Origin of the sequence: Sphingomonas oligophenolica (genome assembly GCF_006438955.1) — a bacterium.
GTDB classification, from domain to species: domain Bacteria; phylum Pseudomonadota; class Alphaproteobacteria; order Sphingomonadales; family Sphingomonadaceae; genus Sphingomonas; species Sphingomonas oligophenolica_A.
Window position 1 is genome coordinate 61,764 of sequence record NZ_RCZK01000005.1, and the last position, 23,490, is coordinate 85,253.

Annotated in this window: 27 protein-coding genes, 1 tRNA gene and 1 pseudogene; 27 read left to right on the top strand and 2 right to left on the bottom strand. The window is 64.0% G+C overall.

What is annotated here, in order from left to right; genetic code table 11:
• The 3 genes from gatB to EAH84_RS07700 all read left to right on the top strand — a co-directional run bounded on the left by gatB (position 1) and on the right by EAH84_RS07700 (position 3,045).
• On the top strand, positions 1-1,470 hold the full coding sequence (gatB, locus tag EAH84_RS07690) for an Asp-tRNA(Asn)/Glu-tRNA(Gln) amidotransferase subunit GatB (protein ID WP_140870204.1): 1,470 nt from the start codon (positions 1-3) through the stop codon (positions 1,468-1,470).
• A complete protein-coding gene (locus tag EAH84_RS07695) occupies positions 1,467-2,084 on the top strand; it encodes a peptidylprolyl isomerase (RefSeq protein ID WP_194150375.1) in 618 nt (205 codons plus the stop codon). Before gatB ends, EAH84_RS07695 begins: the two co-directional genes overlap by 4 nt.
• Before the next feature lie 79 nt (positions 2,085-2,163).
• The gene (locus EAH84_RS07700) at positions 2,164-3,045 is read left to right on the top strand and encodes a hypothetical protein (RefSeq protein WP_140870207.1); all 882 of its coding nucleotides are present in this window, start codon (positions 2,164-2,166) and stop codon (positions 3,043-3,045) included.
• A gap of 53 nt (positions 3,046-3,098) precedes the next feature.
• On the opposite strand, the gene EAH84_RS07705 is transcribed toward EAH84_RS07700, so the two are convergent.
• Together EAH84_RS07705 and EAH84_RS16080 are read right to left on the bottom strand one after the other, a co-directional pair.
• On the bottom strand, positions 3,099-3,320 hold the full coding sequence (locus tag EAH84_RS07705; RefSeq protein ID WP_140870210.1) for a hypothetical protein: 222 nt from the start codon (positions 3,318-3,320) through the stop codon (positions 3,099-3,101).
• Positions 3,321-3,329: 9 nt separating this feature from the next.
• Positions 3,330-3,491 carry a hypothetical protein gene (locus tag EAH84_RS16080; RefSeq protein ID WP_170209849.1) on the bottom strand — a complete coding sequence of 54 codons (162 nt, stop codon included), beginning with the start codon at positions 3,489-3,491 and terminating at the stop codon, positions 3,330-3,332.
• Positions 3,492-3,639: 148 nt separating this feature from the next.
• Here EAH84_RS16080 and EAH84_RS07710 point away from each other — a divergent pair.
• The 24 genes and pseudogenes from EAH84_RS07710 (at position 3,640) to nuoI (ending at position 23,376) form a co-directional block, all read left to right on the top strand.
• A tRNA-Leu gene (locus EAH84_RS07710) sits at positions 3,640-3,724 on the top strand.
• A 60-nt stretch (positions 3,725-3,784) separates the two neighbouring features.
• Entirely contained in the window at positions 3,785-5,485 is a 1,701-nt protein-coding gene (gene tig / locus EAH84_RS07715; protein ID WP_140870213.1) for a trigger factor, read from the top strand.
• A 148-nt stretch (positions 5,486-5,633) separates the two neighbouring features.
• Positions 5,634-6,593 (top strand): glycosyltransferase family 2 protein, encoded by a 960-nt coding sequence (locus EAH84_RS07720; RefSeq protein ID WP_140870216.1) that lies wholly within the window; start codon positions 5,634-5,636, stop codon positions 6,591-6,593.
• Between the two features lie 59 nt (positions 6,594-6,652).
• Positions 6,653-7,342 (top strand): ATP-dependent Clp endopeptidase proteolytic subunit ClpP, encoded by a 690-nt coding sequence (clpP, locus tag EAH84_RS07725; protein WP_140870219.1) that lies wholly within the window; start codon positions 6,653-6,655, stop codon positions 7,340-7,342.
• 133 nt (positions 7,343-7,475) lie between these two features.
• Entirely contained in the window at positions 7,476-8,744 is a 1,269-nt protein-coding gene (clpX, locus tag EAH84_RS07730) for an ATP-dependent Clp protease ATP-binding subunit ClpX (RefSeq protein ID WP_140870222.1), read from the top strand.
• Between the two features lie 157 nt (positions 8,745-8,901).
• Positions 8,902-9,918, top strand: a complete 1,017-nt coding sequence (locus EAH84_RS07735) for a L,D-transpeptidase family protein (RefSeq protein ID WP_140870225.1) — start codon at positions 8,902-8,904, stop codon at positions 9,916-9,918.
• A 4-nt stretch (positions 9,919-9,922) separates the two neighbouring features.
• On the top strand, positions 9,923-10,513 hold the full coding sequence (locus tag EAH84_RS07740) for a M23 family metallopeptidase (protein WP_140870228.1): 591 nt from the start codon (positions 9,923-9,925) through the stop codon (positions 10,511-10,513).
• Between the two features lie 59 nt (positions 10,514-10,572).
• Positions 10,573-11,136 (top strand): elongation factor P, encoded by a 564-nt coding sequence (gene efp, locus EAH84_RS07745; RefSeq protein ID WP_140870232.1) that lies wholly within the window; start codon positions 10,573-10,575, stop codon positions 11,134-11,136.
• A 155-nt stretch (positions 11,137-11,291) separates the two neighbouring features.
• Positions 11,292-12,104, top strand: coding sequence for an inositol monophosphatase family protein (locus EAH84_RS07750; protein WP_140870235.1), 813 nt, complete (start codon positions 11,292-11,294; stop codon positions 12,102-12,104).
• 216 nt (positions 12,105-12,320) lie between these two features.
• Positions 12,321-12,695, top strand: a complete 375-nt coding sequence (gene ndhC, locus EAH84_RS07755) for an NADH-quinone oxidoreductase subunit A (protein ID WP_140870238.1) — start codon at positions 12,321-12,323, stop codon at positions 12,693-12,695.
• Positions 12,692-13,267, top strand: a complete 576-nt coding sequence (locus tag EAH84_RS07760) for a NuoB/complex I 20 kDa subunit family protein (protein WP_241656502.1) — start codon at positions 12,692-12,694, stop codon at positions 13,265-13,267. Before ndhC ends, EAH84_RS07760 begins: the two co-directional genes overlap by 4 nt.
• The gene (locus tag EAH84_RS07765) at positions 13,264-14,115 is read left to right on the top strand and encodes an NADH-quinone oxidoreductase subunit C (RefSeq protein WP_140870241.1); all 852 of its coding nucleotides are present in this window, start codon (positions 13,264-13,266) and stop codon (positions 14,113-14,115) included. Before EAH84_RS07760 ends, EAH84_RS07765 begins: the two co-directional genes overlap by 4 nt.
• Positions 14,112-14,480 carry a cupin domain-containing protein gene (locus EAH84_RS07770; protein ID WP_140870244.1) on the top strand — a complete coding sequence of 123 codons (369 nt, stop codon included), beginning with the start codon at positions 14,112-14,114 and terminating at the stop codon, positions 14,478-14,480. Before EAH84_RS07765 ends, EAH84_RS07770 begins: the two co-directional genes overlap by 4 nt.
• The gene (locus EAH84_RS07775) at positions 14,480-15,742 is read left to right on the top strand and encodes an NADH-quinone oxidoreductase subunit D (RefSeq protein WP_241656503.1); all 1,263 of its coding nucleotides are present in this window, start codon (positions 14,480-14,482) and stop codon (positions 15,740-15,742) included. The genes EAH84_RS07770 and EAH84_RS07775 overlap by 1 nt, the downstream gene beginning before the upstream one ends.
• A gap of 112 nt (positions 15,743-15,854) precedes the next feature.
• Positions 15,855-16,523, top strand: coding sequence for a complex I 24 kDa subunit family protein (locus EAH84_RS07780; RefSeq protein WP_140870246.1), 669 nt, complete (start codon positions 15,855-15,857; stop codon positions 16,521-16,523).
• A complete protein-coding gene (locus EAH84_RS07785; RefSeq protein ID WP_140870249.1) occupies positions 16,520-16,774 on the top strand; it encodes a hypothetical protein in 255 nt (84 codons plus the stop codon). Before EAH84_RS07780 ends, EAH84_RS07785 begins: the two co-directional genes overlap by 4 nt.
• Complete coding sequence (nuoF, locus tag EAH84_RS07790) at positions 16,774-18,090, top strand: NADH-quinone oxidoreductase subunit NuoF (protein WP_140870252.1); 1,317 nt, start codon at positions 16,774-16,776, stop codon at positions 18,088-18,090. Before EAH84_RS07785 ends, nuoF begins: the two co-directional genes overlap by 1 nt.
• Complete coding sequence (locus EAH84_RS07795; protein WP_140870255.1) at positions 18,087-18,725, top strand: hypothetical protein; 639 nt, start codon at positions 18,087-18,089, stop codon at positions 18,723-18,725. The genes nuoF and EAH84_RS07795 overlap by 4 nt, the downstream gene beginning before the upstream one ends.
• 27 nt (positions 18,726-18,752) lie before the next feature.
• A pseudogene (locus tag EAH84_RS07800) lies at positions 18,753-18,932 on the top strand (NADH-ubiquinone oxidoreductase-F iron-sulfur binding region domain-containing protein); the annotation flags it as partial.
• Positions 18,929-19,576 carry a hypothetical protein gene (locus EAH84_RS07805; RefSeq protein ID WP_140870257.1) on the top strand — a complete coding sequence of 216 codons (648 nt, stop codon included), beginning with the start codon at positions 18,929-18,931 and terminating at the stop codon, positions 19,574-19,576. The pseudogene EAH84_RS07800 and the gene EAH84_RS07805, both read left to right, overlap by 4 nt.
• A 5-nt stretch (positions 19,577-19,581) precedes the next feature.
• Entirely contained in the window at positions 19,582-21,576 is a 1,995-nt protein-coding gene (nuoG, locus tag EAH84_RS07810) for an NADH-quinone oxidoreductase subunit NuoG (protein ID WP_140870260.1), read from the top strand.
• A complete protein-coding gene (locus tag EAH84_RS07815) occupies positions 21,573-21,842 on the top strand; it encodes a hypothetical protein (protein ID WP_140870263.1) in 270 nt (89 codons plus the stop codon). The genes nuoG and EAH84_RS07815 overlap by 4 nt, the downstream gene beginning before the upstream one ends.
• Positions 21,839-22,894 (top strand): NADH-quinone oxidoreductase subunit NuoH, encoded by a 1,056-nt coding sequence (gene nuoH, locus EAH84_RS07820; RefSeq protein WP_140870266.1) that lies wholly within the window; start codon positions 21,839-21,841, stop codon positions 22,892-22,894. The genes EAH84_RS07815 and nuoH overlap by 4 nt, the downstream gene beginning before the upstream one ends.
• Positions 22,891-23,376, top strand: coding sequence for an NADH-quinone oxidoreductase subunit NuoI (gene nuoI, locus EAH84_RS07825; RefSeq protein ID WP_140870268.1), 486 nt, complete (start codon positions 22,891-22,893; stop codon positions 23,374-23,376). The genes nuoH and nuoI overlap by 4 nt, the downstream gene beginning before the upstream one ends.
• The last annotated feature ends 114 nt before the right edge of the window (positions 23,377-23,490 follow it).

The following is a 23,490-nucleotide window of genomic DNA, read 5'->3' on the forward strand; positions in this document are numbered from 1 at the left end:
ATGAGCGACTATCGTATCCAGGGCGACACCGGCGAATGGGAGGTCGTGATCGGCCTCGAGGTCCACGCGCAGGTCACCTCCAACGCCAAGCTGTTTTCGGGCGCGTCGACGACGTTCGGCGCGGAGCCCAACACGCAGGTCAGCCTCGTCGATGCGGCGATGCCCGGCATGCTGCCGGTGCCCAACCGCGAATGCATCCGCCAGGCGGTGCGCACCGGGATGGCGATCGATGCGCAGATCAACACATGGTCGCGGTTCGACCGGAAGAATTATTTCTACGCCGATCTGCCGCAAGGTTATCAGATCAGCCAGCTTTACCACCCGCTGGTCGGCGAGGGATCGATCGAGGTCAGTCTCGACGAGAAGAACCCTGACGGCGCGACGAAGGTGATCGGGGTCGAGCGGATCCACGTCGAGCAGGATGCGGGCAAGCTGATGCACGATCAGCATCCGACGCGCAGCTATGTCGACCTCAACCGGTCGGGGGTGGCGCTGATGGAGATCGTCAGCCGTCCCGACATGCGATCGCCTGCGGAAGCAGGGGCTTACGTCCGGAAGCTGCGCGCGATTCTGCGCTATGTCGGCAGTTGCGACGGCAATATGGAAGAGGGATCGATGCGCGCCGACGTCAACGTCAGCGTGCGTAAGCCCGGTGACGAACTCGGCACGCGGACCGAAACCAAGAACGTCAATTCGGTCCGCTTCGTGATGGCGGTGATCGAACAGGAAGCCAGGCGCCAGGTCGAAGTGCTCGAATCGGGCGGCCGGATCGTCCAGGAAACCCGCCTCTACGATCCCGATCGCAACGAGACGCGATCGATGCGGTCGAAGGAAGACGCGCATGATTATCGCTATTTCCCCGATCCCGATCTGTTACCGCTCGAACTCGACGACGCATTTCTCGCGGAATGCCGCGCGTCGCTGCCCGAACTGCCCGACGCCAAGCGGCACCGCTTCGAATCACTCGGGATCGCGCCGTATCAGGCGGGGGTGCTGACCGCGGAGGTCGAGGCGGCGCGCTGGTTCGATACGCTGCTCGACGCGGGCGCACCACCGGTCGCGGCGGCGAACTGGACGACGTCCGAATTGTTCGGCGCGCTGAACCGGACGGGGCGCGACATCACCGATTCGCCGGTCGGCCCCGCGCAGGCCGCCGAACTGCTCGCGCTGGTCGCCGACGGGACGCTGTCGGGCAGCCTCGCCAAGCAGGTGTTCGAGGTGATGCTCGAGACCGGCGAGTCGCCCGCCAAAATCGTCGAGGATCGTGGGCTCAAGCAGACCAGCGATACCGGCGCGATCGAGGCGGTGATCGCCGAGGTGATGGCCAAGAACCCGAACCAGCTCGAACAATATCGTGGTGGCAAGGAGGCCTTGTTCGGTTTCTTCGTCGGGCAGACGATGAAGGCAATGGGGGGCAAGGCCAACCCCGCGGTGGTCAACGCATTGCTCAAGAAGGCGCTTGCCGCATGACTTGGCTCGCCGCGATGCTGCTGACGCTCATCGCGGTGCCCGCCGCAGCGCAGGTTGCCACGCCGCCGGTCGATCCGTCGCTGCCGCGGGTCGCGATCCACACCAGCGCGGGCGATTTTACCGTCGCGGTCGAGGTGGTGAAGGCGCCGATCACCGCCGCCAATTTCTTGAAATACGTCGACGAGAAGCGGCTCGACGGGGTGAAATTCTATCGCACCGTCAAGGTCGGCGACCGGTTCGGGTTCGTCCAGTTCGGGGTCGACAACGATCCCAAGCGGGTGCTGCCGCCGATCAAGCATGAACCGACGACGCTGACCGGCCTGTCGCATACCGACGGCACCCTGTCGGTCGCCCGGTTCGAACCGGGGACTGCACGCGGCGATTTCACGATCAGCCTGGGTGACCAGCGCTATCTAGACGCCGATCCCGCCAAGCCTGGCGACAATCTGGGCTATGCGGCGTTCGCGCATGTCGTCGATGGGATGGACACCGTCCTCACGATTTTCGATGCGCCTGTGTCGCCGACCAAGACCCAGCGCGGATCGTTCAGGGGCGAGGTGCCCGAAGAAGCGGTGACGCTGATCAGCGCGCGGCGGTTAATGCCAGGACAGTAACCGCCATCGGTGGCGACCCGATTGCCGAAAGTATTACGAGCCGATACGCTGGCCAAATCGAAGTCACTGGGGGGTGTTTATGAAAATCGTGAAGGTTGCGGCGCTGTGCCTGGCGCTGACGGTATCGACATCGGTGCTGGCGCAGGAAGTATTGACCAACGAATCCGTCACGTCGCTGATCGCCGCGGGACTGGGCGAACAGACCGTGGTGGCGAAGATCAAGGCATCGCCCAGCAGTTTCGATACGAGCGCGACCAAACTGGTCGAGCTGAAAAAGGCCGGCGTGTCCGACGGCGTGATCGCGGCGATGATCGAGGCGGGATCGGGATCGAACGTGTCCGCGTTGGCGATGGGGGCCAGTGATTCGCCCAATCCGCGCGCGCCGCACGCGTCGGGTATCTATCTGCTCGGAAACCAGACGCCCGCCAAGATGATCCGGATCGATGCCACCAGCGCCAATCAGACCAAGACTGGCGGTTTTCTGGGCTATGCGTTGACCGGCGGCATCGCCAAGATGAAGATCAACACGGTGATCCCCGGCAATTCGGCGCGGGTCGTCACCGCCGCGCCGAGACCAACATTCTATTTCTATTTCGACCAGGCCGGGGCGAGCCTATCAAACGGCGCGTCGGGGAATTTCTGGCTGGCGGGGCCGGGCGCGGCGATCACGTCGCCGAGCGAATTCTCGCTCGTCAAGTTCAAGGTGAAGAAGGATCGCCGCGAAGCCGCGGTCGGATCGTTCAACATCGCGGGCGCCAAGTCGGGGGTGCAGGACAACCAGCGGATCGCGCTGACTTATGTCGATGTGCGTCCCGGGGTGTTCGAAGTGACGCCGCAGGCCGATCTTGAACCCGGTGAATATGGGTTCGTGTATTCGACGACAACCGGCGGCGGGTTTGGAGCTTATAGTGCGGGGGCGACGATGTCGCGGATCTTCGATTTTTCGGTGACCCCAAAGTAACGTGCTTATGCAAACGGGCGCGTGCCGTGGTGTCACGCGCCTGTCAGCCATCGTTATTGCGCGTCGCGACCCTGGTTCTTGGTGACGCCGCCGGTGCCGCCGACACCATCGGGCATGCCGGGATCAGTCAGCGTTTCCGGCTCAGGGCCGCCTTCGCCGCGTGCGACCGCGTCGGCGCGCGACGCGACCTTTTGTTCGATGTCGCTGCGCTGGTCTTCGTCGCGGTCGATGGGTCGCGTGTTGGGATCGGTTCCTGCGTGGCTGGTATCGGTCATGATCACCTTTCAGATTTCGGCGGGTTGCTGGGTGCCGGGATCGCCCGCTGGCGTACCGGGGGAGGGCTGGTCGAAATCCGGGCTCGGCGGGTTGAATTCGGGGGGCGGCGCACTGGGCTGCACCGGCTGGGCTGGCTGGACGGGGGTTTCGGGGGGCGGTTGGGTGGCCACGGGTCTGTCTCCTTCTTTCCGCCCAACGCGCGGTTTTCGCTGGAGTTGCCTCGCCGCTTGCTCCAGAGCGCCCGGCTGGTATAGACGCGCGCCAAAGGGATCCCGGCAATCGGTTTTTGCAGGGAGCCCGAGCGGCGGTGTCCTCGATGCGGGCGTGGCGGAACTGGTAGACGCAGCAGGTTTAGGTCCTGCCATCGCAAGATGTGGGGGTTCGAGTCCCTTCGCCCGCACCAGTCCCGTCGTTCGCGGGGGGATGGACGCCAAGAGATTTCTCCAGACCAAAAAGGCCTGAAATGCAGACTGTCGAGACGTTGAACGAGGGCCTCAAGCGCGCCTACACGCTGACCATCACCGCCAAGGACATCGACCAGAAGGTCGATGCCGAGGTGAAGCGCGTCGCCCCCCAGATCAAGATGCCCGGCTTTCGCCCCGGCAAGGTGCCCGCCAACCTGGTCCGCAAGATGCACGGCGAGGCACTGGCGCAGGACGCGCTGAATTCGGCGATCCAGGAAGGCGTCCAGGGCCTGATGGCCGAGCAGCAGCTCCGCCCCGCGATGCAGCCCTCGGTCGAACTGACCGACGGCTATGCGCCGGGCAAGGATGCCGAGGTCAAGGTCGAGCTCGAAGTGCTCCCGACGATCCCGACGCCGTCGATCGATTCGCTCACGCTCGAGCGGCTGACCGTGCCGGTCGCCGACGATGCGGTGACCGAGCAATTGCAGAAGTTCGCCGACCAGCAGAAGAGCTGGAACGACACCAAGGCGACGTACAAGGCGAAGATGGGTGACCTCGTCACCGTCGATTCCATCGGCAAGACCGCCGACGGCGTCGCGTTCGAGGGCGGCACCGGCGAGGACATGGGCGTCGAGCTGGGATCGGGTCGGTTGATCCCGGGGTTCGAGGACCAGCTGGTCGGCGTGAAGACCGGCGAGGAGAAGGTGCTCAACGTGACCTTCCCCGCGGATTATGGCGCGGAAAACCTCGCCGGGCAGCCCGCGACGTTCGATATTACCGTCAAGTCGGTCCAGACCGCGGGCACGAGCGAGATCAACGAAGACCTCGCCAAGAACCTGGGGCTCGAGAGCCTGGAGCAGCTGACCGGGCTGTTGAAGGGCCAGATCGAGCAGGAGCATAACGGGCTCACCCGCACGCACATGAAGCGCAAGCTGCTCGACCAGCTGGCCGAGGGGCATGATTTCGAAGTGCCGCCGTCGATGGTCGAGGCCGAATTCGCGCAGATCTGGCAGCAGCTGGAACATGAGGCGACGCACGAGGAAGACCCCGACGCGGCGCTGAAGGAAATGGAATCCGAGCGCGACGATTACCGCAAGATCGCCGAACGGCGCGTCCGTTTGGGGCTGTTGCTGTCCGAGATCGGCCAGGCGAACGGCGTCGAGGTCAGCAGCCAGGAAATGCAGCGGCTGATCGCGCAGGCCGCGCAGCAATACGGCCCCGAGGATCGTCAGCGCTTCGTCCAGTACGTCCAGCAGGACCCGATGGCCGCCGCGCAACTGCGCGCGCCGCTGTACGAGGACAAGGTCGTCGATTTCCTGTTCGAGAAGGCCGCGGTCACCGACCGCGAGGCGACCCGCGAGGAACTGGAAGCCGCGATCGAGAGCGAAGAGGGCTTCTCGACCGGCACGCACAGCCACGATCACGACAACCACAAGCCGAAGAAGAAGGCCGCCGCGAAGAAGGCCTCGGCCAAGCAGGCTGCCGCCGAACCCGCCGATGGGGATGAAGCGGCGACCGCGAAGAAGAAGCCAGCGGCCAAGGGCGCGAATGCCGGGGCCGCGGACGAGAAGGCACCCGCGGCGGCCAAGCCGGCGGCCAAGAAGCCCGCCGCCAAGAAGGGTGCGCCGGTCGAAGCCGAGACCGCGGTGACCGAATCCTCGCCGGTCGCGGCGGAGCAGGCCGAAGGCGCGGGAGAGAAGCCCAAGAAGGCGCCCGCCAAGAAGCCTGCGGCGAAGAAGGCGACGAAAACCAAGGCGTAGGATCTTCTTATCCGTCATGCCGGACGTGTTCCGGCATCCATCGGGCGGCGGACGCACCCGCCGTTTGAGTCGCGGCACGATGGACCCCGGAACAAGTCCGGGGTGACGAAGTGGGGATGTTAGGGGTTCCGCGCTAAGAGGCCGTACCATGACCGAACCGACGATCGCCGTGCTGCTGCCCAGCTATAACGAAGAGGCGGCGATCGCGCAGACGGTGGCGGGGTTCCGCGCCGCGCTGCCGGGCGCCGTCGTCTATGTGTACGACAATAATTCGACCGATCGCACGATCGAGGTCGCACGAGCCGCGGGCGCGATCGTGCGGCGCGAGCGGATTCAGGGCAAGGGCGCGGTGGTGCGGCGGATGTTCGCCGATGTCGACGCCGACATCTATATCATGGCCGATGGCGATGCGACCTATGACGCGGCCTCGGCGCCGCGGCTCGTCGCGCAGTTGATCGACGAGCAGTTCGACATGATCGTCGGCAGCCGGATCAGCCAGGCGCAGGAAAGCTATCGGCGCGGGCACCGGTTCGGCAACGCACTGCTGACGGGGATGTTGGCGCGGCTGTTCGGGCGCAGCTTCACCGACATCCTGTCGGGCTATCGCGTATTCTCGCGCCGGTTCGTGAAGAGCTTTCCCTCGCTGTCGGCGGGGTTCGAGATCGAGACCGAAATCAGCGTCCATGCGCTCGAACTCAAGATGCCGTGCGCCGAGGTGGAAACCCCGTATTTCGCGCGTCCCGAGGGGTCGACGTCGAAGCTGAACACCTATGGCGACGGCTGGCGGATCCTGCGGACGATCATGACGCTGTATCGGATCGAACGACCGCTGCTGTTCTTCGGCGCGATCGGTGCGCTGCTCGGCGTGGTTGCGTGCGTGCTCGCGGTGCCGCTGGCGATCACCTATATGCAGACGCACCTGGTGCCGCGGTTCCCCACCGCGATCCTGGCGACGGGACTGGTGATCATCGCGGCGTTGTGTTTCTTCACAGGGCTGATCCTCGATACGGTGGTGCGCGGGCGGCGCGAGGTGCGGCGGCTGGCGTATCTGAGCCATCGCGCGCCGTCGCGGGAGCGGACGGTGGGGGACTGGGCGGCGGGGGCTTGAACTCGTTTCGGGTAGCGCCGATGTTGGCGGTTCCAAGGGCATAAGAGAGTTCCACCCCCATGCATAATCCGTTCGAGACCGGCGATTTCGCGAGTCCGCTGGCCACTGCCGGCGTCGGCTTGCAGCAGACCCAGAACGGTCTGGTGCCGATCGTCATCGAACAGTCGAACCGCGGCGAACGCTCGTTCGACATCTTCAGCCGCCTGTTGCGCGAACGCATCGTGTTCGTGACCGGCGGGGTCGAGGACGGAATGGCGAGCCTGATCACTGCGCAGCTGCTCTTCCTCGAGTCCGAGAACCCGAAGAAGGACATTTTCATGTATATCAACTCGCCGGGCGGTGTCGTCACGGCGGGCATGGCGATCCACGACACGATGCAATATATTCGCCCGCGCGTCGGCACGGTGTGCCTGGGGCAGGCGGCGTCGATGGGGAGCTTCCTGCTGGCGGCGGGCGAGCCGGGGATGCGCGTTGCGATGACCAATTCGCGGATCATGATCCACCAGCCGTCGGGCGGGGCGCAGGGCATGGCGAGCGACATCGAAATTCAGGCGCGCGAGATCCTGCGGATCAGGGCGCGGATGAACGAGCTCTACGCGCATTACACCGGCAAGCCGATCGAGGAGATCGAGAAGGCGATGGACCGCGACAAGTTCATGTCGTCGAACGAGGCCAAGGAATTCGGGCTGATCGACGAGGTATTCGACAAGCGCCCGGCACCGACCGAGGATACCGGCAAGCCGGCCTGACCGCCACGAAGCGCCATCGGCGTACGCCGAGCCGATGGCGTTAGTGACGTTTGTCGATTGTAGTTTGCGTAACGACCGGGCTACGATGTTCGGCCAGGAAGCGGGGTGTGCCCCCGTGCGAAGGATGGATTGAATGACGAAACTGAGCGGTGGCGACTCGAAGAGCACCCTCTATTGCTCGTTCTGCGGCAAATCGCAGCATGAGGTACGCAAGCTGATTGCGGGTCCGACCGTCTTCATCTGCGACGAGTGTGTCGAGCTGTGCAACGACATCATCCGCGAGGAGACCAAATCCGCGCTGGTGAGCAAGAAGGACGGCGGCGTGCCGACCCCGCAGGAAATCTGCGACGTCCTCGACGATTATGTCATCGGCCAGGTGCGCGCGAAGCGCGTCCTGTCGGTGGCGGTGCACAATCATTACAAGCGGCTCAACCATGGCGCCAAGGGTGCCGATGTCGAGCTTGCCAAGTCGAACATCCTGCTCGTCGGGCCGACCGGGTGCGGCAAGACGCTGCTGGCGCAGACGCTGGCGCGGATTCTCGACGTGCCGTTCACGATGGCGGACGCGACGACGCTGACCGAAGCCGGTTACGTCGGCGAGGATGTCGAGAACATCATCCTGAAACTGCTCCAGGCGTCGGATTACAACGTCGAGCGCGCGCAGCGCGGGATCGTCTATATCGACGAGATCGACAAGATCAGCCGCAAGGCGGAGAACCCCTCGATCACACGCGACGTGTCGGGCGAGGGCGTTCAGCAGGCGCTGCTCAAGCTGATGGAAGGCACCACCGCGAGCGTTCCACCGCAGGGCGGGCGCAAGCATCCGCAGCAGGAATTCCTCCAGGTCGACACGACCAACATCCTGTTCATTTGCGGCGGCGCGTTCAACGGGCTCGAGAAGATCATCGGTGATCGCCTGCAGGGCAAGTCGATCGGCTTCGGCGCGTATGTCGCCGCGCCCGAGGAACGCCGGACGGGCGAAATGCTCCGCCAGACCGAGCCCGAGGATCTGCTGAAGTTTGGCCTCATCCCCGAATTCGTCGGTCGTTTGCCGGTGATCGCGACGCTCGAGGATCTCGACATCGACGCGCTAGTAAAAATCCTCAGCGAGCCCAAGAACGCGCTGGTCAAGCAATACCAGAAGCTGTTCGAGATGGAGGATGTCGACCTCGGCTTTACCGACGACGCGCTCGTCCAGGTCGCCAAGAAGGCGATCGAGCGCAAGACCGGCGCGCGGGGCCTGCGATCGATTCTCGAGAGCATCCTGCTCGACACGATGTTCGACCTGCCCGGAATGGACGGGGTCGACGAGGTGATGATCGACAAGGACGTGATCGAGGGCCGCAAGGAACCGATCCGCGTCTATGCCGAAAAGAAGAAGGCTGCCGACGACGCGGCCTGAAGTCGCGCACGTCGGCTAGGGGAAAAGGGGCGTCGGCGATTCCGACGCCCTTTTGATGTCGGCGATCGCTTCCGGTCGGCGCGATCATTGCGCGGAGGAAACAAAGGCGCGCCCGTCCGTTCTGCCTCCACGCGTATCAGTGAGAGGATCCAAACACATGCGAACATCAGTAAAGCTAGCGACCGTTCTGGCGATGACATTGCCACTTACGGTGGCGGCTCAATCGCCCAAGCCATCGACGACCCCAGCGGCCGCCGGGCTCGATCGCAACACGCTTCATGTGCAGGTGATTCTCGATCATCTTGGGTTCGGTCCCGGTGTGCTCGATGGGCGTCAGGGGCAGTCGCTGGTCGCGGCGCTGAAGGGATTTCAGGAAGCCAAGGGGCTGCCCATCACCGGCAAGGCCGATATCCGGACGCTTCAGGCGCTCTATCCGTATCGCGCTCTCCGTCCCGAGGCGGAGGTGACGCTGACGCCCGCGATGCTTGCTGGCCCCTATACTAAGCCGTTCCCCAAGGATCCGCAGGAACAGGCGCAGCTTGCGACATTGGGCTACAAGAGTCCGATGGAAAAATTGGCGGAGATGTTCCACACCACCCCGGCGGTGCTGCTCGAGCTCAACAGCCCGACCACGCGGTTGGCGCCGGGCAGCAAGATCGTGGTGCCGAACGCGCTGCCGCAGGCGCAGAATTATGACTCGTCGCTCGACCCGCAATGGAAGCAGACGTTGACGACGCTCAACGTCGATTCGAACCAGCCCAAGGCGGACCATATCGTCGTCGACAAATCGGACGGCGTGCTGCGGATGATGGACGCCAACGACAAGCTGATCGCGCAATTTTCGGCGACGATGGGATCGAGCCACGATCCGCTGCCGCTCGGCACGTGGAAAATCAACGGCAACGACTATAATCCCAAGTTCCGGTACAATCCCGCGCTGTTCTGGGACGCGAGCAAGACCGCCAAGGGCGCGATGCTGCCGCCGGGGCCGAACGGGCCGGTCGGGGTGGTGTGGATGGACTTGTCGAAGGAGCATTACGGCATCCACGGCACGCCCAATCCCGAGACGATCGGGCGCGCCGAAAGCCATGGCTGCATTCGCCTGACCAACTGGGACGCGGCGCGGGTCGCGATGATGATCCATTCGGGGATCAAGGCGGTATTCCAGGCGTGATCGCATGACGCGGCTGGGCTGGGCGATCCTGGGACTGATCGTGCTGGCGATCGCCGGGTTTCTGTCGCTGACGCGCTTTGGCGGCGGGGGACCGCACGCATCGCAGCGTGCGGCGATCGTACCCGTGGACGAGGCCAAATCCCCAATCCCCGGCCGCCTTGCGGTGCCCGTGCGCGGCTATCCGCGCAACGCGATCCGCGACAACTGGGGCGACCCGCGCGGCGACGGGACGCGGGCGCATCACGGGACCGACATCATGGCGCCCGCCGGCGCGACCGCGGTTGCGGTCGCGCCGGGGCGGATCGAAAAGCTGTTCGACAGCAAGCTGGGCGGGACGACGCTGTATCTCCGGTCGCGCGATCGACGGTGGATCTATTATTACGCGCATTTGGCGGGTTATGCGCCGGGGGTGGTCGAGGGCATGGCGGTAACGACTGGTACGCCGTTGGGCTATGTCGGCGATACCGGCGATGCGGGGCCGGGCAATTACCATCTTCATTTCGGGATGCAGCGGATGCGCGCCGACGAACGCTGGTATCAGGGCGAGGATGTCGATCCCTACCCGATGCTTGCCGCTGGCGGGGCGGGGGGCTAAAGCGTGGCGTATCGGGCGCGCTCCGTCGTGCGCCACTCGCTCTTTCCAGCAGGTATCCCATGAAGATCAACGCGGTCGAGATTCGTCCCGGCAACATCATCGAATATGAAGGCGGCATCTGGCGCGCGGTGAAGACGGCGCATACCCAGCCCGGCAAGGGCGGCGCGTATATGCAGGTCGAATTGAAGAACCTGATCGACGGCCGCAAGAACAACATCCGCTTCCGCTCCGCCGAGAGCGTCGAGAAGGTTCGGCTCGATACCGTCGATTTCCAGTTCCTGTTCCGCGACGGCGACACGCTGACGTTCATGGACAAGGTCAATTACGAGCAGATCACGCTCGACGCCGATATCCTGGGCGACGCCGCGGCGTTCCTGCAGGACGGGATGGATGTCGTGATGGAACTGTACGACGAAAGGCCGATATCGGTGCAGCTGCCGAGCACGATCGAAGCGATGATCGTCGAGGCGGATGCGGTGGTGAAGGGCCAGACCGCCTCGTCGAGCTACAAGCCCGCGGTGCTGGAAAACGGCGTGCGCGTGATGGTGCCGCCGCATATCGGCGCGGGGACGCGGATCGTCGTCGACGTGTACGAACAGACCTATGTGAAGCGGGCGGACTGAACTTTTCATAGCCCTCTCCCGCTTTCGCGGGAGAGGGTTGGGTGAGGGTCTTCTGCTTTGCGCCCCGCCCGAGAAGAAGACCCTCACCTCCCACCGGCTGCGCCGGCGGGTCCCTTCTCTCCCGCGAAGGCGGGAGAGGGCTTTGGAGCGCTACCATGCCATCCCATTCCGGCCTCATGACGGTCATCGAACGTGCCGCGCGCAAGGCGGCGCCGCGGTTGCGGCGCGACTTCAACGAGGTTCAGCAGCTTCAGGTCAGCCGCAAGGGGCCTGCCGATTTCGTGACGATGGCGGACCAGCGCGCCGAGCAGACGATCTTCGAGGAACTGAGCCACGGGCGCCCCGATTGGGGATTCCTGATGGAGGAGCGCGGCGAAGTTGCGGGCGATCCGAACAAGCCGCGCTTCATCGTCGATCCGCTGGATGGCACCTCGAACTTCCTTCACGGCATCCCGCATTTCGCGATCTCGATCGCGGTCGAGGAGCCGATGCCGAGCGGCAAGCGCGAGATCACGACCGCGCTGGTCTATCAACCGCTGACCGACGAGAGCTTCTGGGCCGAAAAGGGCCGGGGCGCCTGGCATACCGACCAACGGTTGCGGGTGTCGGCGCGCCGCGACCTGAGCGAGGCGTTGATCGCGACCGGGATTCCGTTCCTGGGGCATGGCGATTTTGTCCAGTGGAGCCGCATTTTCGGCGCGGTCGCGCCGCAGGTGGCGGGGATCCGGCGGTTCGGCGCGGCGTCGCTCGATCTCGCCTGGGTCGCGGCGGGGCGGTACGACGGGTTTTGGGAATCCTCGCTCCAGCCGTGGGACGTCGCGGCGGGGTTGCTGCTGATCAAGGAAGCCGGCGGGTTCGTCACCGACTTCCGCGGCGGCGACAAGCCGATGGAGCGCAACGAATTCCTGGCCGCGAACGATGTGCTGCATTCGAAGCTGCACAAGCTGGTCGCGGGGGCGCTGCGGTAACGTCCGTACCCCTCTCCCCTTGTGGGAGAGGGCGGGAGGGTGAGGGGGGCAAACTCAAAGGCCAGTTGCCACTCCCCCTCATCCGGCGCTTCGCGCCACCTTCTCCCTCAAGGGGAGAAGGAAGACTTTGCGAGTGATTCTCATCGGCTCCGGCCTTGCCCGGTAAGCCGGTGCGGCCTAAAGCCCACCCCATCCTTCGCACCTGCGAGAAAGCCTTTGTTCGATCTGTCGCACTATCTGCCGATCCTGATGTTTCTGGGCGTGGCGCTGCTTTTGTCGAGCGCGTTCGTGTTCCTGCCGATGATCGTCGGCCGCCTGACTGGCGCGCACCAGCCCACCGAGCAGAAGCTCAGCGAATATGAGTGCGGGTTCCCTGCGTTCGAGGATCCGCGCAGCCAGTTCGACGTGCGCTTCTACCTGATCGCGATCCTCTTCATCATCTTCGATCTGGAGGCCGCGTTCCTTTATCCGTGGGCGGTCAGCGTGTTCACGCTAGGCTGGACCGCGTGGATCAGCATGATGGTGTTTATCGCCGAGCTCGCGCTCGGTCTGGTCTATGCCTGGAAGAAGGGAGCGTTGGATTGGGAATGACACCGACCTCCGGATACCCGACATCGGGACCCGTCGAGCTCGATCGATCGGCACAAGCCAGGTCGATCGTGCCGCCCGACCAGGGATTCTACGACAGCCTGAACGGCGAACTGACCGACAAGGGATTCCTCGTCACGTCGACCGAGGACCTGTTCCAGTGGGCGCGGACTGGATCGCTGTGGTGGATGACGTTCGGGCTCGCGTGCTGCGCGGTCGAGATGATCCACGTCAATATGCCGCGCTACGACCTCGAACGCTTCGGCGCGGCACCGCGCGCGAGCCCGCGGCAGTCCGACGTGATGATCGTGGCGGGCACGCTGTGCAACAAGATGGCCCCCGCGCTGCGCAAGGTCTACGACCAGATGTCGGAGCCCAAATACGTCATCTCGATGGGCAGCTGCGCCAATGGCGGCGGCTATTATCATTACAGCTATTCGGTGGTGCGCGGGTGCGACCGGATCGTGCCGGTCGACATCTATGTCCCCGGCTGCCCGCCGACCGCGGAGGCGTTGCTGTACGGGATCATGCAGTTGCAGCGTAAAATCCGCCGGAGCGGGAGTATCGAGCGTTGAGGGCCCCCGCGCCTGCCTATGCCGATCTGAACGGCGAGACGATCGAGGTTGCGAAGGCGACGCTCGGCGCGGCGCTGATCGACGCGACCGATCGGGTCGGTGAGGTCGCGCTATACGTCGGGCGCGCGGATATCGTCGCCGCGCTGACCGCACTGCGCGATACGCCGGGGCTGGAATATCAGCAGCTGATGGACATCGCGGGGGTCGATTATCCGAGCCGACCCGAGCGGTTCGAGGTCGTCTATTGCCTGCTCAGCCTGACGCGGAATCATCGGATCCACGTCCATGTCGCGACCGACGAGGTCGGGCCGGTGGCGTCGGTGACGGGCATCTGGCCGGTCGCGGGCTGGCTTGAGCGCGAAGTGTACGACATGTACGGCGTGCTGTTCACCGGCAACGCCGATTTGCGCCGCATTCTGACTGATTATGGCTTTCGTGGGCACCCGCAGCGCAAGGACTTCCCGCTGACCGGGTTCGTCGAGCTGCGCTATTCGGAAGAGCAGAAGCGCGTCGTCTATGAGCCCGTCCAGCTGGCGCAGGATTTCCGCAGCTTCGATTTCATGAGTCCCTGGGAAGGCGCGCAATATGTGCTGCCCGGCGACGAAAAGGGGCTGTTGCCCGAAGCCAAAGGCGCGCCGACGCCGCTGTCCGCCGCCGAGATCGTAAAGGCCGACAAGGCCCAAAGCCCGGTCCAGTCGCCCAAGGCGCCGAGCGAGCCCTATGCCAAGAAGGATGCGCAGAGCACCGCCGACACCGGCAAGGGCGATCCGCACCCAGGCAACAGAGCCGACGAGAAGCCGGTCGATTCCGATGTGATCCCAGCCAAGGATAGGGGGCAGAACCAGTGAGCGCGCCCGTCACGATCAATCTCGCCGACAAGTTCGCCGCGTTCAGCGACCGCTGGAATCCGCGGATCGTCGGCACCTACAACGGCAACGAACTGCGCGTCGCGAAGCTGCAGGGTGATTTCACCTGGCATAGTCATGCCGATACCGACGAGCTGTTTTTCGTCGTCGAGGGGAACCTGGGAATCGAATTCCGCGACGGCGTGCGGCGGATCGGCGCGGGCGAAATGCTCGTGGTACCCAAGGGCACCGAGCATCGCCCGTTTGCCGAGGACGAGGCGCTGGTCTTCCTGATCGACCGCGAAGGCGAGCCGAATACCGGGATCAACCCCTCCGACCTGACCCGCGCGTCGCTGGAGACGCTATGATGACCGACGCCCCCGCGACGACCACGATCGACCCCTATGTCGACGAGCTGCTCGACGAGAAGACGCCCGCCGATCCGACCACCGGCGACGTCGCGATCCAGAACTACACGATCAACTTCGGGCCGCAGCATCCCGCGGCGCACGGCGTTCTGCGGCTGGTGATGGAGCTCGACGGCGAGATCATCGAGCGGATCGATCCGCATATCGGGCTGCTCCATCGCGGCACCGAGAAACTGATCGAATACAAGACCTATGCGCAGGCGTTGCCGTATTTCGACCGGCTCGATTATTGTTCGCCGCTGTGCATGGAGCACAGCTTCGTGCTGGCGATCGAGAAGCTGCTCGATCTCGAGGTGCCCGAGCGCGCGCAGTATCTGCGGGTGTTCTTCGCCGAGCTGACGCGCATTTCGAACCATATGCTGAACCTCGGCAGCCATGTGATGGATGTCGGCGCGATGACGCCGAACCTGTGGCTGTTCGAGATCCGCGAAGATTGCATGAACTTCTTCGAGCGCGTCAGCGGCGCGCGGATGCACGCGAATTATTTCCGTCCCGGTGGCGTCCATCAGGACGCGCCGTTGAAGCTGCTCGCGGATATCGGCGATTGGCTCGACACCCGGCTGCCGCGATTGTTCGAGGACGCGATCTCGCTGGTCGCGGACAACCGCATCTTCAAACAGCGCAATGTCGACATCGCGACCGTCAGCCGCGACGATGCGATCGCCTGGGGCTTCTCCGGCCCGATGATCCGCGCCGCGGGGATTCCATGGGATCTGCGCAAGTCGCAGCCGTACGACGTCTATGCCAAGATGAATTTCGACGTTCCGGTGGGCACCCGCGGCGATTGCTACGACCGGTTCATGGTGCGGGTCGAGGAGGTCCGCCAGTCGGCGCGGATCATGAAGCAATGCCTCGCCGAGATGCCCGAAGGGCCGATCGCGAGCCTCGATCGCAAGGTCGTGCCGCCCAAGCGCGCCGAGATGAAACAGTCGATGGAAGCGCTGATCCATCACTTCAAGCTCTACACCGAAGGCTATCACGTCCCCGCGGGCGAAGTGTATGTCGCGACCGAAAGCCCCAAGGGCGAATTCGGCGTGTTCCTGGTCGCGGACGGGTCGAACAAGCCGTATCGCTGCAAGATCAGGCCGACCGCGTTCAGCCATTTGCAGGCGATGGATTTCATGAGCCGCGGACACATGCTGGCGGATACGACCGCGATTCTGGGTGCGATGGATATCGTGTTCGGGGAGTGTGATCGGTGAAGTTCATGCGACGGCATATGTGGATCGGCGGCGCACTGCTTCTCGTCGCCGCGGCGGCGTATCTGGCTTATTTTGCGAGCTATCGGCTCGGTTATTTCGCAGGGTCGAACTGATGGCTGACGCCCCCACCATCCCCGACGAGGCCGAAACCCGCGCGCGGTGGGGGTCGTTTGCGTGGACGGACGAGAACCAGACGCGCGCGAACGAGATCGTCGCACGCTACCCCAAGGGTCGCGAGCAGTCGGCGTCGCTGCCACTGCTCGATCTCGCGCAGCGCCAGGTCGGTACGGAGACGCAGACGCAGGGCTGGCTCCCTGTCCCCGTCATCGAATTCGTCGCGCGCGCGATCGGCGTGCCGTATATGCGGGTGTATGAGGTCGTGACCTTCTACACGATGTTCAATCTGGCGCCGGTCGGCCGCTATCACGTCCAGGTCTGCGGCACGACGCCGTGCATGCTCGCGGGCAGCGACGACGTGTTCGCGGCGTGCAAGAACCGCGGGCTGGTCAAGGGCGGGACGACGCCCGACGGGCTGTTCACGCTGACCGAGGTCGAGTGCATGGGCACGTGCGCCAACGCGCCGATGGTCCAGATCAACGACGATAATTACGAAGACCTCGATTACGATCGCACCGCCGCGGTGCTCGATGCGCTGGCGAAGGGCGAGCATCCGCAACCCGGATCGACGATCGGTCGTCAGACGAGCAGCCCTGAGGGTGGCCCGACGACGCTGATCGCGATGGTCCGCGAGAACCATGATTATCGGGGGGAGTGGGCGTGAGCGAGGAGGATAATACGATCAGCTTCCTGGCTGAGCAATTTCGTCGGATAAATGCGCGTTTCGATGAGATGGGCGAGCGTTTCGATCGTGTCGATGAGCGCCTCGCCCAGATCGAACGGCGGCTGACTGCTTCTACGCATTTGGAGCAGGGCTTGGTGGCGCACATGGCGAGCGTCCACGAAAGCATGGACAATTTTCGCGCGAACATGGCGGCGATCGATCGCCGTGTCGCAGGACTGGAAGCGCGCTGATGCTCGCCGATAAGGACCGCATCTTCACCAACCTCTACGGCTTTCAGTCGTGGCGGCTCGATGCCGCGCGGGCGCGGGGTGATTGGGACGACACCAAGGCGCTGATGGCCAAGGGCCAGGACGCGATCATCGATATCGTCAAGGCGTCGGGCCTGCGCGGGCGCGGCGGGGCGGGGTTTCCGACCGGGACCAAATGGAGCTTCATGCCCAAGGAGCCCCAAGTCGGTAAAGGGGGGGCGGATCGGCCCAATTTCCTCGTCATCAACGCCGACGAATCCGAACCCGGATCGTGCAAGGATCGCGAGATCATGCGCCACGATCCGCACAAGCTGATCGAGGGCGCGCTGATCGCGGGCTATGCGATGCGCGCGCGGGCGGCGTACATCTACATCCGCGGCGAGTATATTCGCGAGGCCGAGGTGCTCTTCGCGGCGGTCGCCGAGGCGTATGACGCCGGGCTGATCGGCAAGAATGCGTGCGGGTCAGGCTACGACTTCGACGTGTTCGTCCATCGCGGCGCGGGCGCCTATATCTGCGGCGAAGAGACCGCGATGCTCGAAAGCCTGGAGGGCAAGAAGGGCCAGCCGCGGCTGAAGCCGCCATTTCCCGCGGGCGCGGGACTGTATGGCTGCCCGACGACGGTCAACAATGTCGAATCGATCGCGGTGGTGCCGACGATCCTGCATCGCGGCGCGGACTGGTTTTCGAGCTTTGGCGCGGAGAATAACCGCGGCACCAAGCTGTTCCAGATTTCGGGGCATGTGAACAAGCCCTGCGTCGTCGAGGAGGCGATGAGCATCCCGTTCCGCCAGCTGATCGACGAACATTGCGGCGGCATCCGCGGCGGCTGGGACAATCTGCTCGCGGTGATTCCGGGCGGATCGTCGGTGCCGCTGGTGCCCGCCAAGGACATTATGGACGCGCCGATGGACTTCGACGGGCTGAAGGCGGTCGGATCGGGGCTCGGCACCGCGGCGGTGATCGTGATGGACAAGTCGACCGATATCGTCCGCGCGATCAGTCGGATCAGCTATTTCTACAAGCATGAAAGCTGCGGGCAGTGCACCCCGTGCCGCGAGGGCACCGGCTGGATGTGGCGCGTGATGGAACGGTTGCGGACCGGCGAGGCGGACATCAGCGAAATCGACACGCTGCAACAGGTGACCAAGCAGGTCGAGGGTCATTCGATCTGCGCGCTGGGCGATGCCGCGGCATGGCCGATCCAGGGGCTGATCAAGCATTTCCGGCCCGAACTGGAGCGGCGGATCGTCGAGCGTAGTGGCGATACCGCACCGATGATGGAGGCTGCGGAATGAAGCTGTCTGGTTGTCTCGCCGTCGTTGTAACAGTCCTTCCGGCAGTCATCGCCTCCGCGCAGGTTCCGGTCGGTCATTTCAGCCCGCCCACCACCTTTGACACGCTATCGGCACGGTCGAAGAAGATTGCGCACTGTGTGTTGGATCGCGCGCGCAAATCTTCGCAAGGGATCGTGGAGGCCCGGGACGAGGCGACCGCCAAACGATTTAAACCGGGGATCGAAACCGCGCTTCGCGGCTGTATGAGCGCGCGCGATCGGTCTATCACGCTACGGGCGTTCGATCTGCGCGGCGATCTGGCCGACGAATTACTGACCGAAGCCGATGGAGCGGCGCTGCGGGTCGCCCGGACCCGGCGTGCGATTGCGCCGACCCGCCTGCAACGCGCGGACGGCGACCAGAATGAGGCGGTTGTCGGCTGTGCGGTGGCCGCCGATCCAGTCGATGCCTCAGCCCTGATCGAATCCGGCGCAGCGACACCGGCGGAAATAGCGGCTTTTCGTCAGTTAGTTCCCGCGATTCAGGCTTGCGTGCCGACCGACTATTCCCTTCACCTCAAGCCCTTCGAAGTGCGTCGGTTGGTCGCGATCGCGCTGTACCGCTATGTTGCCGATCAGAGCGGAGGGCAGAGCTAGATGCCAACGCTTCATCTCCACGATGTCGAAATCGACCCGCTGCAAGGGGTTACCAAGCAGGTCGAGGGCCATTCGATCTGCGCACTGGGGGATGCCGTGGCATGGGCGACCCAGGGTCTGATCAAGCATTTCCGGCCTGAACTGGAGCGGCGGATCGTCGAGCAAGGCGGGGGCGATCTGACGCCCATGCAGGAGGCGGCGGAATGATGCTGTTCGCCTTATTGGCATTGGCTCAGCCAGCGGCGCTCTCTTCCGCTCAGGTAGAGAAAAAGACTGGGCACACGATGCCCCGGCCACCGTCGAATTTGCCCGAAAACTTCGAAACGAAGACAGTCGCCATCGATCGGATCGCTGACTGCCTAATCAAGCACGCGTCCAAGGACGCGACTAAATTTCTTCAAACTCCGCTGTTGAGCGGCGACGAGCAAGTCAAAGGGCGGCATCTGTTGTCCGCGCACGCCAGTTGTTTCGGGCGCGCGTTCCTGTTTGCAACACCAGTTCCTGTGCTCCGCGGCGCGTTGGCTGAGCGTCGGTTGGCGTCGACGTCAGGCGCGCTCGACAGTTTTGCCCGCCGCACGCCTGCCCAGTTCGGACGGGTGCCTTCGATCGACGGACGCCCGTTTCTTGTCGGTTATGCGGGATGCTTGGCGGTTACCCAACCGGGGTGGACCTCCGCGTTTCTGCGCGCGCCTCGCGAATCGGCGACCGAGCGAAGGCAGTTTATGCAGTTCGGCGATTCATTGAAGGCCTGCATGCCGGTGGATGCGACCTATCATGTCGATATTCCCGCCCTTCGGGATGAGATGGCGGCAGTGGTCGAATTGATGATCGCCCATGGCGACGGAGCGTAACGACGATGCCCAAAGTTAAAGTCGATGGTGTCGAAATCGAGGTGCCGCAGGGCGCTACCGTGCTGCAGGCGTGCGAGCTGGCGGGGAAGGAAATTCCGCGCTTCTGCTATCACGAGCGCCTCAGCATCGCGGGCAATTGCCGGATGTGCCTGGTCGAGGTGAAGCCGGGGCCGCCCAAGCCGCAGGCGAGTTGCGCGCTGCCCGCGGCGGACAACCAGGAAATCTTCACGACCACGCCGATGGTGAAGAACGCGCGCGAAGGAATGATGGAGTTTCTGCTCATCAACCACCCGCTCGATTGCCCGATCTGCGACCAAGGCGGCGAATGCGATCTGCAGGACCAGTCGATCGCCTATGGTCGCGGGCATTCGCGCTACACCGAGAACAAGCGCGCGGTGACCGAGAAATATATGGGGCCGATCGTCAAGACGGTGATGACGCGGTGTATCCAGTGCACGCGCTGCATCCGCTTTGCCGAGGAGGTCGCGGGGGTCGAGGAAATCGGCGCGATCTATCGCGGCGAGAACATGCAGATCACGAGCTACCTCGAAGAGGCGGTGACGAGCGAACTATCGGGCAACGTCGTCGACCTGTGTCCGGTCGGGGCGCTGACGAGCAAGCCCTACGCCTATGAGGCGCGGCCCTGGGAATTGAAGAAGACGCTGACGATCGACGTGATGGACGCGGTCGGCACCAACATCCGGCTCGACAGCCGGGGGCGGCAGGTGCTGCGCTGCGTTCCGCGGATCAACGACGACGTCAACGAGGAATGGGCAACCGACAAGACCCGCCACGTCGTCGACGGGCTGGTGCGGCGGCGGCTCGACCGACCCTATGTGCGGCGCGACGGCAAGCTTGTCGAGGTGACGTGGGACGAGGCGTTCGCGGCGATCAAGGCAGTCGACGCCGGGTCGAGCGTCGCGGTGGTCGCGGGCGATCTGGTCGATTGCGAGACGATGTACGCCGCCAAGGCGCTGGCGCGCGGGATGGGATCGTCGCTGCTCGAAGGGCGGCAGACCGGAATGGCGTACGACACGTCGAGCCTGGCGGCGGTGAATTTCAACACCACGATCGCGGGCGTCGAGCGCGCGGACGCGATCCTGCTGGTCGGCACGAATTTGCGCTGGGAAGCGCCGCTGGTGAATACTCGCGTGCGGAAAGCGATCAAGCAGGGCGCGAAGGTCTTCGCCATCGGGCCGGAGACCGACCTGACCTATAAGGCCGAGTGGATCGGCGACGATCTGGCGCTGCTGGGCGACCTGCCCGAGGCGGTGACCGAGGTGTTTGGCAAGGCGGAACGCCCGATGGTGATCGTCGGCGGTGGTGCGTTGAAGGGTGGTCATGGCGCGGCGCTGGCGCTGGTCGACACGCTGGGGCTCGTCACGGATGACTGGAACGGCTTCAATGTCGTCCATATGGCGGCGAGTCGGATGGGCGGGCTGATGCTCGGCTATGCGCAACCGGGCGGAATCGCGGATGTGATGGGGGCGAAGCTCGGCTTCTTCCTCGGCGCGGACGAGATGGATCACAGCCGGTTCGCTGGCTTCAAGGTGTTTGTCGGCCATCACGGCGACACGGGGGCGCATCATGCCGATGTGATCCTGCCGGGCGCGACCTATGCCGAGAAATCGGGGACGTGGGTGAATCTCGAGGGGCGCGTCCAGCGGGGCGAGCGCGCGGTGTTCCCACCGGGCGACGCGCGTGAGGATTGGACGATCCTGCGGGCCTTGTCCGAAGTGTTGGGCCACACGCTACCGTTCGATAGCCTGGCTGGGCTGCGCGAGGCGATGGCGACCGAGGTGCCTGCGCTGCGCGAACCGGGGCTGGCCAGCTTCGATTGGAACCCGCCATCGCTCGATGCAAAGGGTGAGGGCGTGATCGAGGGATATCCGATCAAGGATTTCTACCTGACCAACGCGATCTGCCGGGCGAGCCCGACGATGCAGCGCTGCTCGGCCGAATTGATCCACGGCCAGGATTTCGCGGAGGCGGCGGAGTGAGCGTTACTACACCACACCGCGTAAGGCGTTTGGCCAGCGGAGCCTTGGAACATTATTTTCCAGATCCTGACGATCAAGGAATGTACGAGCTTGGCGACCCAAAAAAGGGAGCTGTAAAGCATCATAAAGTAAATTCGATATTCGTAGGCTCCATCGAGATGGCATTGTATCTGGTTCGTGAGTACGGATTTTCGATCAGAATGCGCGGCAACATCTCCGGCCAGAGAAATTTGATTTCTGCTGACAAGATTGAGTTCCTCAGATGACCGCCTTCTTCAACACCACGGTCGGCATGTCGTACGACTGGGCGTGGTTCACCGCGACGATCGTCGGCATCCTGGTCATCGCGCTGCCGTTGATGCTGGCGGTCGCGATGATCATCTATGCCGACCGCAAGATCTGGGCGGCGATGGCGCTGCGGCGGGGGCCGAACGTGGTCGGGCCGTTCGGGCTGCTCCAGTCGTTCGCGGACGGGCTCAAGGTCTTCCTGCAGGAAACGATCATCCCGTCGGCGGCGAACCGCATGCTGTTTCTGCTCGCGCCGATCATCACCTTCACCGTCGCGCTGATCGTGTGGGCGGTGATCCCGTTCCAGGCGGGGGTGGTGCTCGCCGACATCAACGTTGGGTTGCTCTACATCCTCGCGGCGTCGAGCCTCGGTGTGTACGGGATCATCCTGTCGGGCTGGGCGTCGAATTCCAAATATCCGTTCTATTCGGCGTTGCGCGCGGCGGCGCAGATGGTGAGTTACGAAGTCGCGATCGGGTTCATCCTGATCTCGGTCGTGCTGTGGTCGGGGACGTTCAACCTTTCCGGCATCGTGATGGCGCAGCAGAGCACGCTCGGCCTCCATATCAACGCGTTCGGGATCAACCCGCTGCTGTTCCCGATGGCGGTGATGTTCTTCATCTCCAGCCTCGCCGAGACGCAGCGCGCGCCGTTCGACCTGACCGAGGCGGAGAGCGAACTCGTCGCGGGATATCAGACCGAATATTCGTCGATGAGCTTCGCGCTGTTCTGGCTCGGCGAATATGCCAACGTGCTGTTGATGTGCGCGCTCAACGCGACATTGTTCTGGGGCGGGTGGCTGCCGCCGATCGACTGGGCGCCGCTCTACGCCGTGCCGGGGATCATCTGGCTGTTCGCCAAGATCCTGTTCTTCTTCTTCCTGTTCAGCTGGGTGAAGGCGACGGTGCCGCGCTATCGCTACGACCAGTTGATGCGGCTGGGGTGGAAGATATTCCTGCCCGTGTCGCTGTTCTGGGTTTTCCTCGTCTCGGGCGTGCTGATGTGGCTGCGCGTAGGGTTTCAATCATGAACGTCGCGCAGATCATCAAATCGTTCACTTTGTGGGAATTCGTGAAGGCGCACGCGCTGACCTTGCGCTATTTCTTCAAGGCGAAGGCGACGATCAACTACCCGTTCGAGCGCAACCCGGTATCCCCGCGGTTCCGCGGCGAACATGCGCTGCGCCGCTATCCCAACGGCGAGGAACGCTGCATCGCGTGCAAGCTGTGCGAGGCGGTGTGTCCGGCGCAGGCGATCACGATCGAGGCCGAACCGCGCGATGACGGTAGCCGCCGCACGACGCGCTACGACATCGACATGACCAAATGCATCTATTGCGGGTTGTGCGCGGAGGCGTGCCCGGTCGATGCGATCGTCGAGGGGCCGAACTACGAATTCTCGACCGAAACCCGCGAGGAATTGATCTACGACAAGGCCAAGCTGCTCGACAATGGCGATCGCTGGGAAAGCGCGATCGCCGCGAACCTTGCCGCCGATGCGCCGTATCGGTAGGCGCAGCGCGATGATTCTGATGAACCAATTCCTCCCCGCAACGGGGAGGTGGCGCGCCGACGGCGTGACGGAGGGGCGGCCACAAGCGATGCGCCTGGAACTGCCCCTCCACCA